Below are 17,127 nucleotides of genomic sequence, written 5' to 3' on the forward strand. Positions count from 1 at the left end.
GCCCTCCCGGCTGCTATTGTGGTTAAAGCCGATAATAAAGGCGTCAATGGCCAGATTGGAAAAAGTGAAATTCCCCACCTTGCCGTTGATGGTGATCCGCTTGGTGTCGCCCACGCTCCAGTAGTTTTCACCCTGGCCGGCGTCGGAAACTTCCTTGATGGTTGCCCATGTATTATCATTCAGGGAGGTGGTGGGCAGGGTCACGGTCACGCTGCAGGTCTTGTCCGCCGGGGCGGTGTGGTTGGTGCCCGCCGCCACCTTGATGGTAATGGTAGCGGTGCCCTTGGCCTTGGCGGTCACGGTCACGGTGGTGCCGGACACGCTCACCACTGCCACGTTGGTGTTGCTGGAGGAGGCGGACACAGCCCCGTTTCCGGCCCGCGTCACGGAAATGGTGCCGGACATGGTTCCCGTACTCAATGCCAGGCTGGACTTGTTCAAACTGGAGGATCCCGCCGCCTTGCCGATGGACCAGGCCACCGTCTTTGCCGCCGTGCTACCGTCACTCCACTGGTAATTGGAAACCGGGGTAAAGGTGGCGTTGTAACTGCCCGCGTTGGTTCCGCTGGTGGTCCCGCCGATTGTCAGCTTTGCGGCGTCGTGCCCGCTCCAGACGGGGGACTGGGCCGATCCGTTGTAGGTTAGGGTTCCGCTCTGGCTGGGCACCCCCACGGACGCCCGCCCAATGGACCAGGCCACCGTCTTGGCCGTCGTGGTCCCGTCACTCCACTGGTAATTGGCTCCGGGGGTAAAGGTGGCGTTGTAGCTGCCCGCGTTGGTTCCGCTGGTGGTCCCGCCGATTGTCAGCTTTGCGGCGTCGTGCCCGCTCCAGACAGGGGACTGGGCCGATCCGTTATAGGTCAGGCTCCCGCTCTGCGCAGGGATCCCCATGATAATGGCCCGCCCGATGGTCCAGGTCACGCTCTTGGCGTCCGTGGTGCCGTCCCGCCACTTGTAGCCCTCCACGGGGGTGAAGGTGGCCGTATATGTCCCGGCGTTGGTCCCCGTGGTTTCCCCGGTCATAACCAGGGCGGCGGGGTTGTAGTTGTTCCAGACGGGTGCCTGCTCCGCCCCTGTAAAGGTCAACACGCCGCTTTGACTGGGCACCGCGTCAATGGTGCTGGTCAGGTCTGTAATGGCTTTCTGCGCCGTTTCTGCGGCCTCCTGGGCCGCTCTGGCCGCCGCCATGGCCGCCTCCGCGTCCTCCAACGCTTTCCGGGCTGCCGCCAGCGCGGTGTCCGCCTTACCGTCCGCCGCCATGGCCGCCTCCAGGGCCTCCCTGGCAATCCGCAGGGCCTCCGCCACCGCCGCCGCCAGGTCCGGGTGGGCGTTTTCGTCGGTGTTGTGGGCCTCGATCAGCCCGGCCAGGGCTGCCTCCAGTTCCGGCTTGATGGTTTCATTGAAGTACAGCAGCACGTCCTCCGCAGTCATCCACGCCCCCGCCGGATAGGTCAGGGTGGCGTCCACCCCGGACGTGACACGGATGGAAATGGGGAAATTCCGCACGTCCGGCGCGGTCCCCTCCACATAGGCCGCTATGGGCTGGCGCTGGTGCCCCAGGCTGGCGTAGTAGATCATAACGGGGTCCCCGGTGTCCGGGTCCTCCGCATAGACGCCGAAACCGCCGATCCATTTGTCCTCTTTCAGCCCGCCGTCCAGGTCGCTGCGGAACTGGACGATCATGCCCACCTGGTTGCCCTTGACGGTGGGAACCGTGCTGGTGCCCGCCGGTCCCGGCTCCAGGGGGGCGATCAGCTGGCGGGCGGTTTCCTTGTCCTCCACCGTCCCCAGGTCCATGAACACGCCGGACAGTTTCAGCGTTTGCCCCGCCACCATTTTGGCCAGCAGTTGGTTTCCGGCCTCGGTGATCACAAAACCGTAAAACATTTTTTCCTCCTTANTCCGCCGCCGGTATGGTGGTGGCGGTAAATGTACTAAATGCGCCGCAGGCCACGGCGTCCGCGTCCAGGTCCACGGCCCCCTCCGGCAGCGTGGTGGTGTTGATGGACCCCACCGCGCCGATCAGGACGGCCACGGCGTTGTGGTCGTAGTCCATGGGCGCCTCCGGCAGCGTGGTCACGGAATAGCCCGGATCCAGGTAGCCGGCAAAGGTCAGGATCTCCTCCTCAAAGGTGGAAATGGTGATCACTTCATCCAGCCAGCTGGACAGGCGTTTCACATTAGCCAGGACCCGCCGGAACTCCGCCAGGTCCGTGGGGTCCACCTGCCCGCCGTCGCCCACATACGCCCGGAAATGGTGGGGGTTTCCGTCATAGTCAAACCATTCTTCTATGTAGCCGCTGCCGAAAATGGTTTCTATGATCTGGTTACAGGCTGCCGGGGTGCCCATGCGGGCGTAAAAGGTCAGGGTCCCCTCGATCAGCGCCCGCTTGACCTCAATGGAAAATTTCTGATTATAGGCCGGGGTCCGCAGTTCCACCGCCAGCACGTCCAGGATCTTCTCCGGCATGGAGGCCACGGCGGCGTAAATATGCACCCCNTCCGCGTAGGCGCACAGCTTTTCGATCTGCCGCCCCAGGGCGTAGGCAAAAGCCTGGGTTTCCAGTTGGCTGGCCAGGTTCTCCGGCATAATGTCCGTGAAACGGCTGCCCCGTAGGTCAATCATCCTCCAGCCCTCCATAGCGGACGGCCTGGCCGGTCAGCAGCGCCACGGACTTGGCACCCACGATCTGGTGGGCGGGGGCGGCCATTTCCACCCGCTTGGCCCCCGCCGCCATGACCATTTCCCCCAGCTTGGAGGGGTTAATGTCCCGGCCTATGGCCCGCTGCCATGCGGTATATTGGCCCACAGCGGCGGCCACGGCGGTCTGAATGTCCACGGCCCGGTTGCTGTCGCTCCGGTTGATGTAATAGGTCAGGTCGATGGAGTATTCCACCTCCGCCGGGGCGGCCACCCGCACCAGGTCCGTCATGGGTCTAATGTTGTTGTCCCGCAGGTAGTTTTCCAGGCCGGTGATCATTTCCTCCGGCGGTTTGCTCNCGTCCGTCATAAGGAAATAAAGATCCACGGTGCCCGCCGCCTGGTCGCTCACCACCACCACGTCGCCCACGTTCACGTTGAACTTTTTGGCGTGGTATTTGTAATTTGCCTCCGGTCCGGCGGTGGAGTAGGATCCGGGGAACAGGTAAACCCGCTCCGCCAGGTGGTCGTCGCTCTCCACCTCCGCGCCTCCGGCGGTCACGGTGATATTGGACACGCTGGCCATGTAGGGGATCGGGTCCACCAGCTTGGACAGTTCCCCCACGGCCATGCGGTTGCCCGCCTCTCCGGTCATGGTACAGGCCGCCGGCACGTCCACCGACATGGCCCCCGCCGGGATCTCCATGTATTGGGTGGTTGCGAAGTACACGGACCAGTCCGGCACCGCCGCCCTGGTGCCCACCGGGATCCCCGTGGCCGCCTCCCGCTCCGCCGAAAGAGTAAAGCGCAGGGTGGTGGTGGCCGCCGCCTCCGGTTCCCGTGTCAGCCCCTTAAAGGCCGCCAGGTGGTCCAGGAAATTGGAATAGCTGTATTTCAAAAGGTTCTGCTTGCCCGCTCGGTCAATGTACTGCAGGGCGTGGTAGATTTGCGCCGCCGCCGCGTATAACTCCATACGGTGGGGGCTTGCCCGGTCCAGGGTCAGCGGGCGCCCGGTGGCCTGGGACATAAATGCCTCATAGTCCGCCACCATTTCCCCGCGTATATCCTCCACCGTTGCCCCGTCGATGAAACTAACGTCCGGCAGGTTCTTCACTACCGAAATTTCAGGCACGGGTGATCACCACCTTTGGCTTGATGTGCCCTTGTTCTCCATAATTCCATGTAACCTCATAGACCCGCACCCATGGAATGAACTGCGGGACCTTTTTCGTTACCTCCGCCGTGTATAGGCTTTTTACCACCTCCGGGGGCTTGTCCACATAGTTCTGTTGGATCCCAAACTCCCGATCCAGCGGCATGGTTCCCACCTGGGTGGACAGCAGCAGGGCCAGCTGCCGGTCCAGTTCCGCCAGGGCGTTGTCCTGGAACGTGTATTCCAGCTTGAAGTCGTACAGCTGCAAGTTGGTCCCGTGTGTCATGTGTATTCCTCCAGGGTAATGGTCAGGTTTGCCTTGGCCAGTTCGCCGTGGCCGTACATATCCCCCCATGTTTCACTGGAGGCGGTCAGGCGGAACGGGTGGCGGCCCACCGGCCTGCCCTTTATGATCAAATATTCCGCGTCGCCGCTTTCCACCATGCGCTCCACCAGTTCCAGCATTTTGCGGGGTTTTACGCCCAGGCCGGCGGACAGGGTAATGGGCAGGGTGATCTTTTGATTGCCTGCCCCTAAAAATTCCGGTTTCGGCTTTACGCCCATGACCTCATGCTCCACCCACCGGCTGGAAACCTCGCGGGTCATTCCCTTAAAGGTCAAAACGGCGCTGTCGCTCACCTGAAAGACGATCCCGCCCAGCGATCCAATGGCCACAGCTTACCCCCCTATCCTCACATTCCCGCTGCCGTCCTGGGCCGTCCCGCCGATGGAAACGGCGTCCCCGATCCTGGCGGCGGGTTTTTTGTTAATGAATACCGTGGAACTCCCGGCAGCGATCACGTCCTGGTGTCCGGGGTGTGCGACACAGCCGTGGGTGGCGTAGTGGTCCCCCACGCGGCCAGCGCCCCGCCCGTTTATGTTCACGTCCGGGCTATACTCCACCAGGGGAACAGGTGGGCAGGCGTCGTGTCCGGTGCATTGGTCCCCTTTGCGTGTTGCTGCCGGCATGGCCTCCGCCTCCTCTCCTTTAGTTCAGGTCAATGGTTTTCCCGTTGATGGTGATGGCGCCGCCCGCCGTAATGTTCAGGGTCCCGTCACAGTGGATCGTCAGGTCCTTGGCCTTGCCGTCATAGCGGACCATGGCCACGCCGGGGGCGCGGTCCATGTCCAGGCGGTACAGCTTTTCCGCCCCCTCCGGGGGCTTGGTCTTTTCGCTCCAGGGGCGGCCCAGGACCACCCCGGCCTCGGTGCCATTGGACAGATGGAGGACCAAAACCTGATCCCCCACCTCCGGCATACTGTAAACCCCGGAAAAAACCGTGGACAGAATGGGGATCATGCGGGTCACGTCGTCGTCTTTTTCGTGGTACACCACCCGCACCATGCCGGCGGGGTGGTCCACGGCTGAAACCTTGCCCAGCCGGATCTCGTTTCCCATGTGCGCCTCCTCTCCTCATTCCACCAGGGACAGGTCCAGGTCCATGGTGTAGCCGCTGCCGCCGATGTGGTGGGTGATCTGGTCAATGTAATATTTCCCGGACAGTTTCCCCAGGCCCACCATGGCCACGCATTGGGAGGCCACCAGGGAGGCAGTGCCCATGATGGTCACGGACATTTTGCTGGCGCCATGGTTGGCGTTGGCCACCGCCGCCTTGATCTTGCGCTCCGCGTCGGCTTTGTTGTCCGCCTTGCCGGAAACTTTCAGGATCCGGGGACCCTCTCCCACGTTGACCTTTATTTCCTCCTCGGTGCCGGGGTCCGTGTATGTGTACTCCCCGCCGGTGTAGGTGCCGGCCAGTTTCCGGTCCCAGTTCCAGGACTGGATCATGTCCGGGGTGATGGTGGCCGCCGGCCCTTTGGCCTTGTATGCCTCCCGGTCAAAAACCACGATTTTTTTAGAATAGACTTTCATGGCCAGGCCGTAGGTGCTGCACAGTTCCATGTAAAAATCGCAGTCTGTCCGCTCGGATTGCTCTATGGTCTTGATCTGAATGGGGCCGCCCTCCACGTCATAGGACAGGGACACGCCCGCCCGGCCCGCGATCTCCTTTCCGATCTCCTCCACGGTGACATTTTCCCAGGTTTTGCTCCGCTCGGTTTCCCGGAAAGAACTGTCCGCTGGGACGGACACGCCGGAAATGGTGCCCGCTATGGGCCAGCCGGAAAAATTGAAGTTGTCCAGCACAAAGGACCCGCAGGGCAGGATCCGGGTGTCACCCGGNCCGGCCCAGTCCATGGCCTTGATGGTGGCCGCCAGGGTGTCCCCGGTTTCAGGAAACCACGGGCCGATCCACGTCCCGCCCCGGTCATGGATCGAAACGTCTATACTGTCCGCCTCTCCGCTGGCCGGGTCTGTATAGGTCACGTCTTTTTGGTAGCCGCTCATTTTACCGGCCACGGCTGCGCCGTTCCAGGTCAGATCCACATACGCCCGCCGTGTCCTCATGCCTCGGTCCTCCATATCGGCATATTATCCGCCAGACTGTCCGCCGGCGGGTCCGGTGTCTGGAGGACCACCCCGGCCTGAAACCGGAACGTGTCCAGGTTGGGGTGGTTGTTCTCCATCAGCCAGCCGGTATATTTCACGCTGCCATAAACCCGGTGGGCGATAGCGTCCCAGGCGTCCCCCTGCCGGGTGGTATATGTGCCTGCCATGGTCCGCTCCTCCTTTACCGTGTGGACGCGCTCAAATTCTTGCGGCGCTCCTCCGCTTTCAGTTGGTTATACAGGCGCTTGAACTCCGCAAAACTCACTTTCCCGGCCTCCACGGCCTCCTCTTTGGTAACTCCCCCGTAGAAGTTGAACACGGGGGCAAAGGTGATCGTGTCCACGCCGCCGCCCGGCGGGTTTTGGCCGCCCGCCGGGGGCGGGGCGTCGTTTGCTCCGGTTGGCTGCGGTTCCGGGAAGTCCCAGCCACCGCCGCCGCCCTGGCCCGGTCCATGCGGGTCCGGTTTGTTGTTCCTGGTCCAGTCGTCCAGCATTTTGGCCAGCTGGGCCAGGGGCGCCTCCTCCGGGCCGTCCTCCCGGTTCCCCAGGTCCGGGATCTCCGGCGCATTGGCCACGCTCTGGAGCATGGCGGCCAGTTTGGACAGGGGCAGGATCGCCTCCGCCTCGCCGCCCTCGCCCGCCTCCAGGATGGTGGGGGCGGTGACAATGCCGCCGGTGGCCAGCTGGGGAATGGTCGGAATGTTAAAGCCCAGGGTGGTCCCGCCCACGCCCGGCACCCAGTCCGGGATCGTGACAGAAATGCCGTTGATCTTCTCCAGCACAAAGTTGATGGCGGAAATGACCCCGTTAATAGGGGCTTTTGCCAGGTTGACGATCATGCCGAATAGGTTCCCGAAAATGTCCACGATATTCTGCCATGCGGCGGACCAGTTCCCGGAAAATACGTTCTGGACAAAATCAATAATTCCGCTGAAAATGGCCTTTATGTTCTCGATGGNGGCGGAAATACTGGCGGCCCAGCCGGAAAAGAGGGCGCCCAGGAATGGGAATTTTTCAGACAGGAACGTGGCCACGGAATTGATGGCGGCCTGCACCCCGTTGGCCAGCATATTCATGGGGGCCATGGCTATGGAGGCCACGGTGCTGAAAATCGTGCTGAAAATATTTACTATGTTCTGCCAGGCGCCGGACCAGTTGCCCGCAAAAACATTTTGGACAAACTGGATCGCGTTCTGGAGGATTACCTGGATATTGGACCACACTTTTTGAACAGTGGCCCACAGGGACCCCAGGACAGCGCCCAGCACCGGGAAACGGCTGGCAATGGNGGCGATCCCCGNCTGTACTGCGTTATCAATGGCGGGCCAGATGGAGGTGCCGATCTCCAGAATGGCGGTAAATCCGGCCACGGCCAGGTTGCCCAGCCCGGACAGCGCATTTCCAAAAATATTTTGGAGGCCCTGCAAGGCTTTGTCCCAGTCGCCCGTAAACACGCCGGTGATAAAATCGGCTANTCCGGTAAANATGCCCAGGATNTTCCCGGCCACGGGGGCCAGCAGGTCCACCGCCCGCTCCAGGCCGTTCAGCAGGGCATTTCCCAGCATTTCCAGCAGGGGGGCGGCCTTTGCCCATATAGCGCCCGCCATATCGGCCAGAGCGCCGCCCANGGTTTGCAGCTGGCCCCACAGGACCATGACGGTNTCCCGGAATTTCTCGCTTTTNTTCCACAGCAGGACAAACCCCGCCGCCACCGCCGCGATTACTCCGGCGATTATGGCCAGCTTTACGCCGCCCATTCCCATCACCGCGTTTAGAATTTTCCCGCCGCCAGACGCCGCCTTAAAAATAGTAGACAGGTTTTTCACCGCTCCTATGGCGGCAGTGGCCACTTGCAGGGCCTTAAATGCGCCCACAGCTGTCACGGCGGCACTTGCAACGGCCAGGATCGCCGTTTTGTTTTCTCCGATCCATTTCACGGCCTTTTCTGCCGTTGGTATGATGGATTTTTCTACATAGTCCCCGGCGGCCTCCAGTGCGTTTTGCACTTTTGGCAGGGCGGCCTCCGCCAGATCATTGACATACGGCAGTATATTGGTCCCTATCTGTGTCAGGAAATTTTTACCCAGGTTTTTGACAGTTTGGACCGTATATTTCAGGGTGTTGGTCTGCCGCTGAAAAGCCGTGTCTGCCGCCCCAGCGGCCTCATACATTTCCGCTGTCTTGCTGGCCAGATTTTCGGACTGTGTGCCCGCCATGGCCAGCACGGCGGTTTGTGCCTCTACGGACGAAAACAGTCCCGCAAATGCCAGTTCGTCCCCGTGTACACTGTCCTTTAATGCGTCAAGCGCCCCCTGTAAGCCTTTGCTTTCAAGCAACGCCTGGCCGCTCTCATAGCCCATAGAGGCAAGGGCGGCCTGCATATTTTTGGACGGTNACAAAAACCCTTGCATGGTGGCCTTTAACTGGGTGACCACCTCCGCCGTGGATCCCGTTACGCCGGTCAGGGTGGCCATGGCGCCGAAAAGCTGTTCCTGTTCCAGCCCCAGGGTTCCGGCCAGCGGTATCNCTTTTCCCATGGAGGCGGCCAGTNCCGGGAANGAGGTTTGCCCCAGCCGCACAGTGGCGAAAGATAGATCCGCTGCCTTTTGGACAGCTGCCGCCGATGTGTCGCCATAGCCCTTTGTCACGGCAGACAGCAGGTTAATACTGTCCGCCGTGGTAGCGTTTCCGGCTGCCGCCGATTTTGCGGCGGTTTCCAGAATGCTGGCCGCGTCTGCGCTGTCACCAAATGCGGAAATGACCTGATACATTCCGTCGGTCAGGTTGCCAGTGACCACCCCGGTTTTGTTGGAAATTTCCAGGACTTGATCCCCGATCTCCGCTGTTCTGGCGGCCACCTCCGCCTCGGTCCCGGTCAGCAGGGTGGAGATATTGGCAAGTTGGGTCTGGTATTCCGCCGCTGCATTAACGGCGGCGGCTCCCATGGTGGCAGTTGCTCCCACGATAGCGGCGGACGCGCCTGCCACCACTTTGCCGGCGGTTTTTGCCGCATTTCCCACCGTTTCCAGGTTTTGCGCTGCCGCCGCACAGGCTTTTTTCAGGGAACTGTCCAATTTGCCGTTGATCTTTATGGCCAGTTCATAAACTTTACTTTTTGCCATTGCGGCGTTTCGCCTCCTCCCAAATGGCTTTGACCGTTTCCGCATATTCGTTCAGGTCGTCCACCTGCAGGGATAGGAAAAACTCCTGGCTGCTATGTAACTGTAGGGACAGGGCCACACAGCCCTTGCGGATCGCCTCCGGGGTTAGTCCTCCCCATCCCCGCCGTACAAAAAACCCGTTACCATGGTTTTCAGCTTGATGGCCTCCCTGGCCGGCAGTTTCTCGAAGAACTCCAGGGGAAGCTTGGCCACCCGCTGGGCCAGGCAGGTGCAGAACGTCAGGGACATTTCCTGCAAGGCCGGGTTCATGCCGGGGTTTTTCTTGGCCGCAATCTTGCCCACGTTCTCCAGCACCCCCGCCGTCACGTCCTCCAGGCCGGACAGGTCCACCTCGGTGTACTCCATCCCGCCGAACTTGTACGGCTTGGCAAACCGCAGCACCAGATCCTCCGGCTCAGCGGCCTCTCCGTCCTCGGCCTCGGCCCGCGCCTCCAGGGCCTCCATTTCCTCCCGCTCGGTGGCGGCAGTCTCCAGCTTGTTCTTTTCCATGTCGGTTTCTCCTTTTCGTTTTTATCCGCCGCCGGCGGGTCAGCACATTTCCTTGATCTTGGCCAGAACGTCCACGCCCCGGATCTTGAAAACCTCGTTGATCTTGTCCAGTTCCACCATGGGCTTGTCCTCCAGTTCGATCAGGATATAGAGGATCGTCAGCTTCACGCTGGTTTCCATGCCGTTGCCGGCCTTGACCTTGCCGGGGTCAAACCCCGCCATACGGCCACGGACCACCACGCGCATGGGCCGGAACTCAATATCACCCACGGAATTGGTGGTCTGCTGACCGCCCCGCAGTTCCAGTTGGACCGCCTTGGTCTGGTCCAGCATGTCCACAGCCTCCTGGTCCAGCACCCGGAACGGGATTTCCTGTTCCATGTTGGAGAAATAGCCCACGGTGGGATCGTCGAACTCGCCCAGGACGCCCGCGCCGCTCACCGTTTCGCTGGACGCCTCGAAACTGGGAAGGGTGACTTCATCCCCCATGCCCAGCAGGCGGTTTCCGGCGTTGTAGACGTTGTATTTATTGATCTTGGTCGGAATAGTTTTCATGTGTACCTCCCATTTACGCGGTCAGGGCCGCCGTCAGGGCGTCCACGTCATACTCCCGGATATTCTCGATGTACTCCGCCGGAATATAGGGCGCCAGGAACGTGTGGACGGTCAGGTGGCCGTTCAGCAGATTTGTGGCCGGGTTCTCGCTCTCCAGGAACTCCAGCCGGTAGCCGGCGCAGTAGTCGCGTTTCACATAGCCGTTGCCCACAATGTTCTGGCTGTCCACGATGGACCGGATCAGCCGCTTGTTGCCCGGCTTGTCCACTTTCTGGAAATATGTGCGGATAAAATTGTTTCCGTCCCAGTCGAAGAAACGCCGCACAGCAAACCACATATCTTTGGGATCCGTGGTGGAGGGATAGGCCGCCGTCTTGTTCCCCCAGGACTTGAAACCGTTCATATTGATGGCGGTGGTGATCCCGTTGGCGTTCAGCATATCGTTGGCCTGCTGCTGGTCCAGGACCACCTCGGTGCCGTCCGCCAGCACCGTTGCGGTGATCCGCAGGTCCTTATTGGACGGGCTTTCATAGGGCACGTCGGCATTGGTGGCGTCCGTGTAGGCGGTCAGGGCGCCGAACATGGCGGAATAGTGGTAAATCTTATCCCCCACCGCCACCATGGGCCACAGGGCCATGGCGTGGTTGGAACTGGCCCCCATTTTCTCCTTTGCCACCTTGGCGTCCGTGTAGACGGCGGCCCNGTTNTCCCCGTCCGTGGGAATATCCAGCAGACAGTTGCAGACGAAAACGCCGTTGATGGCCTCGGTTTTCGCCTGGAGCGCCGCCGCCACCACCGCGTCCCCGCTCCAGCCGGGGGCCAGCAGCAGGCCCGGCACCATGCCCAGTTTGGGGTAGATGTGGCGGATCAGTTCCATGCCCGTTTCCTGGCCCGTCATGGCGTCCACTCCGCCCACCACGTCCGCACGGGTCNCGCCGGCGGGGTTCAGGCTCTTGGACGCCACGGACAGCGTGGCCGCCTCCTTTGCCGCCTGGGCCAGAATGGTGATCAACACGTTGCCGTCATTGTCATGGGCGGCAATATAGTCACTGTCTGCCACCAGGGCGGCGTCCCCGTTCTTGACCTCCAGGGTGTCCAGCAGGACATAGGGCTTTTTATAAACCACCTGGCCGTCCGCCACGGGGCAGTCCTCCGCCGCGTTCACGGTGGTGTGGCTGGCCTTGCCGGGATCCAGCACGTTCACCAGGATAATGGGCGCCACGTTGAACACACGGAAACAGGCGTCAATGCTCTGGCACAGGGTAAAGTCCTTGAAGTTGTCGGAATACCCCACATTCTGCTGGCACTCCGCGAAAGAGTAGCACAGCATGGGCTTGTTTACCGCCGCCGCCGGGTCCCTGGACAGGTGAATGGGGGCGGTGCCGAAAATCANCTGCAGGCCCNCGCTGCCCTGAATGGGGGCGGTCAGGCTGGTGTCGATCTCGCTGTTATATACGCCGTGAAAATACGCCATTTTGTTCTCCCTCCTTTAGCCGTTCCCCTGGGCCTTGCGGTACAGGGTGTAATAGCGCCCGGCCCCGGTGTGGAACTNNCGCCGNACCTCCGGCAGCTGCTCCAGGGGGACCACCAGGCCGTCCAGGACCGGGTTTTCCTTTGTGGCCTCCTCCAGCGCGGTGNGCACCCCGTTGNTNTAGGTCGTGAACTGTACGGNCACGCCGGGGATGGTGGGGCCGCAGTAGACCACCGGGCCAGCGGCCTGGACGGTCTTTTTGGGGTCTTTGCTCATGCTTCTGGCACCTCCTTGAAGATGGCCGGCGCGGCCAGTTTCAGCGCCATGCCGGCAAAATAATATGGGTGGGTGTCCTCCTCTTGTGTCACCCACTTTATGGGGTATTGCACCTCATACCGCCGGCCCACTATGCCGTTTTTTCCGTAGTGGGTCATAATGGTGTTGACGATGTGGAGCGCGTCCCGGAAACCCTGGCGTCCCGGATCCGGGTCATAGACGCACACCACCAGAATGACCTCCACCTGCTGGCGGGCGTCCTGGTNCGGCAGTTCCCCGNCAGGCANCCGGACGATCACATAAGGCTCCGGCACGTCCTCCGGCTCGGTTTCCACCGTGGTCTGGTCCTCCGGCTGCTCCGCCTCCAGGTCCTCCTCCACGGGTTCCGGGTCTGGTTCAATGTCCGCCCCCGCTCGGATCGGCAGGTCCTGGGGGTATACCCGGATCCGCCGCTCCTCACCTGCGGAATTTTTCAGGGTTTCCCCCTGGAAAAGCTGTTCCAGGTCCGCCACCACGGCGTCCTGCAAAAATTCTTGTGTCATGCTCCGGGGCCTCCCTTAAACTTTTCCGCCGCCTCCAGATAGAATTGGCGGGAACATTGGGCCATAAAACCCAAAGACTTCCGCATATCGTCAGCGGTCTTGCACCCGGTTTTCATCTTGATCTCCACCTCAGTTCCGTCCTCGCTGCGGTAAATATTGCTGTATTCAGTCATAAAATCCCCAATCCTTTCTGCGGCCTCTTGACTTGTGACTTTTTGCCGCTTATAATCATTTTGTGGAAATAATCAGCATATCGCTGGTATATCCAGCGAAGAAAGGAAAACGAAAATGAAAAAGAGCGAAAACGGAAAACCCAAACGGAAAAAGTGGCCCATCATTCTGGCGGTTGTCCTTATCCTTGGCGCTATTTCCTATTTAGGCGGAAATAGCGTAGATCAAAAGGGAAATAGTGATCAACCGCCGAATACCTCCACCCCGGACAACTCCACGCCGCCTGATACCCCCGCGCCTACCGCTGTAAACCCGCTCATGGAGACGGAACTACATATTGCCGATGTAATGAATGGTTTTGGCACTGAAAAAATCGGGGAATGGGGCTATATCGAGATTTCAAAAACCGACATGGCCACCGTGACCGGCGAACAGCTTACAGAATTTTGTCAAAACAAATGCGACGGTAGCGGCTTAAATTGGGTTGGGATTGTCCTTGATGATGGCTCCGGTCTCCACGTCACGCCCGGCGCTTGGTTCGTCCAAATTGATTACGGTATGATTGACATTAAAACCGCCACTTTTTCGGACAAAGTTGGTGCCGTTATGCCGGAAACCTGGGCAGACGATACTCCTATTGGCTATAAGTACGTTTCTTTTGAAGAACTGTATGAAATTCAGGACGGTGTTGAAAATCTACTGGATAATCAATATGGCGGTTTTTATTCCTGTACGGTTGACTTTATGGAGGATGGCCCCGGCTATTCTGTTTCTTTGCTGACAGACAATGCTGCCGATATTGAAACCTTGGAGGCCCTTGTGAATAGTCTTGGCGATAGCCGGATAGCTGACATTCAAATTACAGCTATGCAGGACGGCAAAATTACAGCGACTAATTAAACCGCACTTGCGGCCCTCCGGGGCCGCTTTTTTATGCCGCTTTTCTCTCCAGCGTCCGCTCTATCTGCCGCCGGATATGCTTTTGCAGAATAGCGTAATAGTCCATTTCCGCCTCCTCATAGCTTTTTCCATACAGGAGTGGGACTGCCGGTGACATCAACGGATATATTGGCAGTCTGTTTTCCCCCAGCCTCCTTACAATGGCGGTGTGCCCGCTGTCAAACGTGGTTTCAAACGCTTTCCGCCCACCTACTTCCAGCGCCGTCAGCTGGCTTTCGTTCAACACTTTCAGCATGGCCGCCGTTGTATCGGTGTTTCTTCTTGTCATATAGGCCATAGCCTCCACCATGGCCCCCTTGGAAAGCAAACCCGCCTCCAGTGTGTCCCCTGTGGCCCGCTCCAGGAACATACCACCCCGCTTTTTTTCTTTCAGGATCCTGTCGTCCGTGATGGCGTATCGTTTCTTGGCTTTCTTCCCCATTGTCCGCCTCATTTCATTGGCTGTTGCGTTCAGTGCTGACGCCAACACGCTGGGGGCCTTTAATTGATCCGGTATGCTGTCCAGCTGGCGAATAATTTTTTGCAGTTCTACGTCTGTGTCGATCTGCAAAATATTTTGATGTTCGCTCACGATTTTGGCACCCCCAATTCAATGGAGAAAATCCCGGCCTCCTCTTTGCAGTCCACAATCCTGTATTGCTGGCGGTCCAGTGTCAGGACTGCCCCGATAGCCGGGCGCGGCCCAAAGTCGGACCGGGCCACATAGATCAAGCGGCGGGATTTATATAGTCCGGTCTGCTGTACGCCTAATTTCCCTTTGTCCCGCTCCAGCAGTTCGTTTTCATCCACCAGCACCGCCATTTTTTTGCCGTNGACGGTGTGGGTGTCCGCAAACTCCAAACGGTTCAAAAAGACATTGGGCACGTCCGCCGCGATACACTCCTTAAAGCTGGGGGCGCCCATTACAGGGCACCCCCGCCGTTTTCGGGGTCATTGGCAGGGGCCTGGACCTCCACCGCCGCCAGGATGGCGGCCCGCTCGGCGTTGTTCTTGGCCCTGGAAATATCCACGCCCATGTCCTCCGCCAGTTTCTCCAGGTCCGCCTTTTTCCACTTCTCCAGGTCCGCCGCGTCNAGGTGCCCGGTCAGCATGGNGNACGTTCCGCCGCCCTGGCCGTTTTCACCCTCTCCCGGCGCGTTCTGGCCACCCTGGGCGACGTTTCCACCGTCGCCGTGGTCCTGCCCCTCCCCGGTGCCGCCGCCGTTCTGGAGGCCCCCAGGGGCGAACAGGGCGCGGATCTGTTCCTNCATNCTGGAGGCGCCCACAAACTCCCCGGCGGTGTCCTCGACGGTCACGCCCATGGCCCGGATGGCCTCCGCCGCCTGGTCGTTCACCCTGGAGCGCCGGNCGGCCTCCCGGATGGCGGCGCGGGCCGCGTCCTCCACGTCCGTGCCCGTCCACGCCGCGCTGTTGGCTTTCAACCAGGCCGCCACCATTTTGGGATCCTGGGCGGGGATGGCCTCCCCGCGTTCATAGGTCCGGCCCATGTACCGAATCGGGCGCTGGGCAATCAGTTTTTTCATGCTCCAGCCCTCCGATCAGCCCAGCAGCTTGACCAGCACACTGGTGGCGGTGGTGGCGGCGTCCGCCGCCGCATAGCCGGCGGGGGTGTTCCCGTCCGCCGTGGTGGNGATGGCCTCCGCCGCCGCGTCATAGTAGACGGCGGCCNNCTGCTTGATCTCCTCGGTGTTGGCNTTGGCCATGGCGAACACGCCCNCAACANGGACGGCNCCCTGTTCTCCGGCGCTGATAGGCGCGGCGGCTACCCCGATCCTGGTGCCCAGGCTCACCACCGCGCCGTTTTCCACGTTCTCGGTGGGGAAATAGTCCAGGGTTTCGCCTCTCTGGTAATAGGTCGCTTTCATGTTCTGTTCCTCCTTACTGCCCCATGGGCACACCGTTGTTACGCAGGATCCCCCGGAAATCCGCGTCATTGATCCCCCAGTCCAGCCAAATGTCCCACAGATAGCCCAAATAGCCGGCCTTTTCGGACCGCCGGAAACTGGGGGCGGTGGTTCCGTTCAGATAGTCCACCTGTACGGACTTCACCAGCCTGGGATCTGCCGCCATAAACCAGGGGCAGGCGGCACCAGCGGACAGGATATTCAGGACGGCCTCCTGTACCACTTTGATCTTGTTCCTGTACTTGGTATTCAGCACGTTTACGGTGTGGCTGCCGATCCCCTCCACGTCGATCTGCGCCGTGCCCAGGATCTGCTCCACTTTCATGCCGTAGCCCACAGGCACAATGATGGTGGCAGGCTCCACCATAATGCTTTCGCCAAACTGGTCCGTCTGCAGTCCCATCATTTNAATCATTTTCATCAGCACCGCAATACTGGGGGCGCTGCCCGTGGCGATCAGGTTCTTGTGGGCCTCGTCGAACAGTGGGGCGNCGTCGAAAATTGCGGGGTTCTTATAGATCCGCTCATATACCTGGCGGTTGATCTTCTGCTTGGCCTTACGGGTGTACTGTTTCGGCATATTGGCCAGGAAACCAATGTCGTCATTGATGAACGCCTCGCGGGTCATACTGAACTGGGTGGCGTAGGTGTCCAGCTTGCGGGTGGGCAGCAGGTCCGTTTCCAGGGTGCTGGCCTTGATCTCCCCGCCCTCGGTCACTTTCTGGAAGTTGCCGCCGCCCATGACATACTCATGATCCTTGCTGGCCTTGAAGTCCGGCAGGGTCCCCTTGCTGGTCCATTCCTCAAAGGTGGCCGGCACAAGGTCATACTGCTGGACAATGGCCTTTTTGATGGCGTTGTCCATGATGGCGGGGAAGTCCGCCGTGGAACTAAAGAACTGCTTTACCGCCGTGTCCCACAGGTCAGCACGGGACCGGCGCAAAAGTTCCGTTACGGTTCCCTCACCGCTGCGGGCCATGCACTCGATCAGCATATCCCGCATGGACATACCCCGCATATCCTCCGCGCCCTGGGCGGGCTTGTCCAGTTCCACGCCCGCCTGGATCAGCATGGCGTCTCTGGCCGCGTCCCGGAAATTGTCCATTCCGCTGTCCCTGGCACCCACTACCACCGGGGCGCCATGCTGGATCATGTGGTCCACAGCGGCGGCCCGCACGGCGTCCATGGTGGCCCCGCTGCGGATATACTCCGCCGGGTCCATTCCGGTCTGGCGGCACAGGGCCAGAATGTCACCGATCCGCTGGCGCTCCTCCGCCACGGCCCGCTGGGCGTTCTCCTCTCCGGTGGCGCTGGGCGTCCCGGCAGGGGGAGGGT

Annotated in this window: 16 protein-coding genes; 1 reads left to right on the top strand and 15 read right to left on the bottom strand. The window is 60.4% G+C overall.

Going from position 1 to position 17,127, the window contains the following annotated elements:
- The 13 genes from JX325_RS04990 to JX325_RS05055 form a co-directional block, all read right to left on the bottom strand.
- The coding region (locus tag JX325_RS04990; protein ID WP_204790067.1) for a hypothetical protein at positions 1 to 1,887 on the bottom strand (1,887 nt) is incomplete at its 3' end.
- Positions 1,888 to 1,897: 10 nt separating this feature from the next.
- Positions 1,898 to 2,626, bottom strand: coding sequence for a phage tail protein (locus tag JX325_RS04995; RefSeq protein ID WP_204790068.1), 729 nt, complete (start codon positions 2,624 to 2,626; stop codon positions 1,898 to 1,900).
- A complete protein-coding gene (locus JX325_RS05000) occupies positions 2,619 to 3,773 on the bottom strand; it encodes a baseplate J/gp47 family protein (protein ID WP_243413930.1) in 1,155 nt (384 codons plus the stop codon). Before JX325_RS05000 ends, JX325_RS04995 begins: the two co-directional genes overlap by 8 nt.
- Positions 3,766 to 4,080 carry a hypothetical protein gene (locus JX325_RS05005; protein ID WP_160583900.1) on the bottom strand — a complete coding sequence of 105 codons (315 nt, stop codon included), beginning with the start codon at positions 4,078 to 4,080 and terminating at the stop codon, positions 3,766 to 3,768. Before JX325_RS05005 ends, JX325_RS05000 begins: the two co-directional genes overlap by 8 nt.
- A complete protein-coding gene (locus JX325_RS05010) occupies positions 4,077 to 4,469 on the bottom strand; it encodes a phage tail protein (protein WP_243413931.1) in 393 nt (130 codons plus the stop codon). The genes JX325_RS05005 and JX325_RS05010 overlap by 4 nt, the downstream gene beginning before the upstream one ends.
- 3 nt (positions 4,470 to 4,472) lie before the next feature.
- Positions 4,473 to 4,763, bottom strand: coding sequence for a PAAR domain-containing protein (locus JX325_RS05015; RefSeq protein WP_204790069.1), 291 nt, complete (start codon positions 4,761 to 4,763; stop codon positions 4,473 to 4,475).
- Between the two features lie 19 nt (positions 4,764 to 4,782).
- Positions 4,783 to 5,193: a phage baseplate assembly protein V gene (locus JX325_RS05020; RefSeq protein WP_160583904.1), complete on the bottom strand. Its 411-nt coding sequence runs from the start codon at positions 5,191 to 5,193 to the stop codon at positions 4,783 to 4,785.
- Positions 5,194 to 6,197: 1,004 nt separating this feature from the next.
- Positions 6,198 to 6,410, bottom strand: coding sequence for a tail protein X (locus JX325_RS05030; protein WP_204790071.1), 213 nt, complete (start codon positions 6,408 to 6,410; stop codon positions 6,198 to 6,200).
- A 14-nt stretch (positions 6,411 to 6,424) separates the two neighbouring features.
- Positions 6,425 to 9,364 carry a phage tail tape measure protein gene (locus tag JX325_RS05035; RefSeq protein WP_204790072.1) on the bottom strand — a complete coding sequence of 980 codons (2,940 nt, stop codon included), beginning with the start codon at positions 9,362 to 9,364 and terminating at the stop codon, positions 6,425 to 6,427.
- Between the two features lie 144 nt (positions 9,365 to 9,508).
- The gene (locus JX325_RS05040; protein WP_204790073.1) at positions 9,509 to 9,913 is read right to left on the bottom strand and encodes a phage tail assembly protein; all 405 of its coding nucleotides are present in this window, start codon (positions 9,911 to 9,913) and stop codon (positions 9,509 to 9,511) included.
- A gap of 39 nt (positions 9,914 to 9,952) precedes the next feature.
- A complete protein-coding gene (locus JX325_RS05045; protein WP_204790074.1) occupies positions 9,953 to 10,468 on the bottom strand; it encodes a phage major tail tube protein in 516 nt (171 codons plus the stop codon).
- 13 nt (positions 10,469 to 10,481) lie between these two features.
- The gene (locus JX325_RS05050; protein WP_204790075.1) at positions 10,482 to 11,942 is read right to left on the bottom strand and encodes a phage tail sheath family protein; all 1,461 of its coding nucleotides are present in this window, start codon (positions 11,940 to 11,942) and stop codon (positions 10,482 to 10,484) included.
- A gap of 811 nt (positions 11,943 to 12,753) precedes the next feature.
- The gene (locus tag JX325_RS05055) at positions 12,754 to 12,930 is read right to left on the bottom strand and encodes a hypothetical protein (RefSeq protein ID WP_204790076.1); all 177 of its coding nucleotides are present in this window, start codon (positions 12,928 to 12,930) and stop codon (positions 12,754 to 12,756) included.
- Positions 12,931 to 13,045: 115 nt separating this feature from the next.
- On the opposite strand from JX325_RS05055, the gene JX325_RS05060 reads away from it, so the two are divergent.
- Complete coding sequence (locus JX325_RS05060; protein WP_161844515.1) at positions 13,046 to 13,828, top strand: hypothetical protein; 783 nt, start codon at positions 13,046 to 13,048, stop codon at positions 13,826 to 13,828.
- A gap of 31 nt (positions 13,829 to 13,859) precedes the next feature.
- Here the strand turns inward: JX325_RS05060 and JX325_RS05065 are convergent, their stop codons facing one another.
- Positions 13,860 to 14,459: a hypothetical protein gene (locus JX325_RS05065; RefSeq protein WP_204790077.1), complete on the bottom strand. Its 600-nt coding sequence runs from the start codon at positions 14,457 to 14,459 to the stop codon at positions 13,860 to 13,862.
- Between the two features lie 967 nt (positions 14,460 to 15,426).
- Positions 15,427 to 15,753, bottom strand: a complete 327-nt coding sequence (locus tag JX325_RS05075; protein ID WP_204790079.1) for a DUF2190 family protein — start codon at positions 15,751 to 15,753, stop codon at positions 15,427 to 15,429.
- Between the last annotated feature and the right edge of the window lie 1,374 nt (positions 15,754 to 17,127).

The organism is Oscillibacter sp. CU971 (assembly GCF_905219725.1).
In the GTDB taxonomy this organism is placed as follows: Bacteria; Bacillota; Clostridia; order Oscillospirales; family Oscillospiraceae; genus Oscillibacter.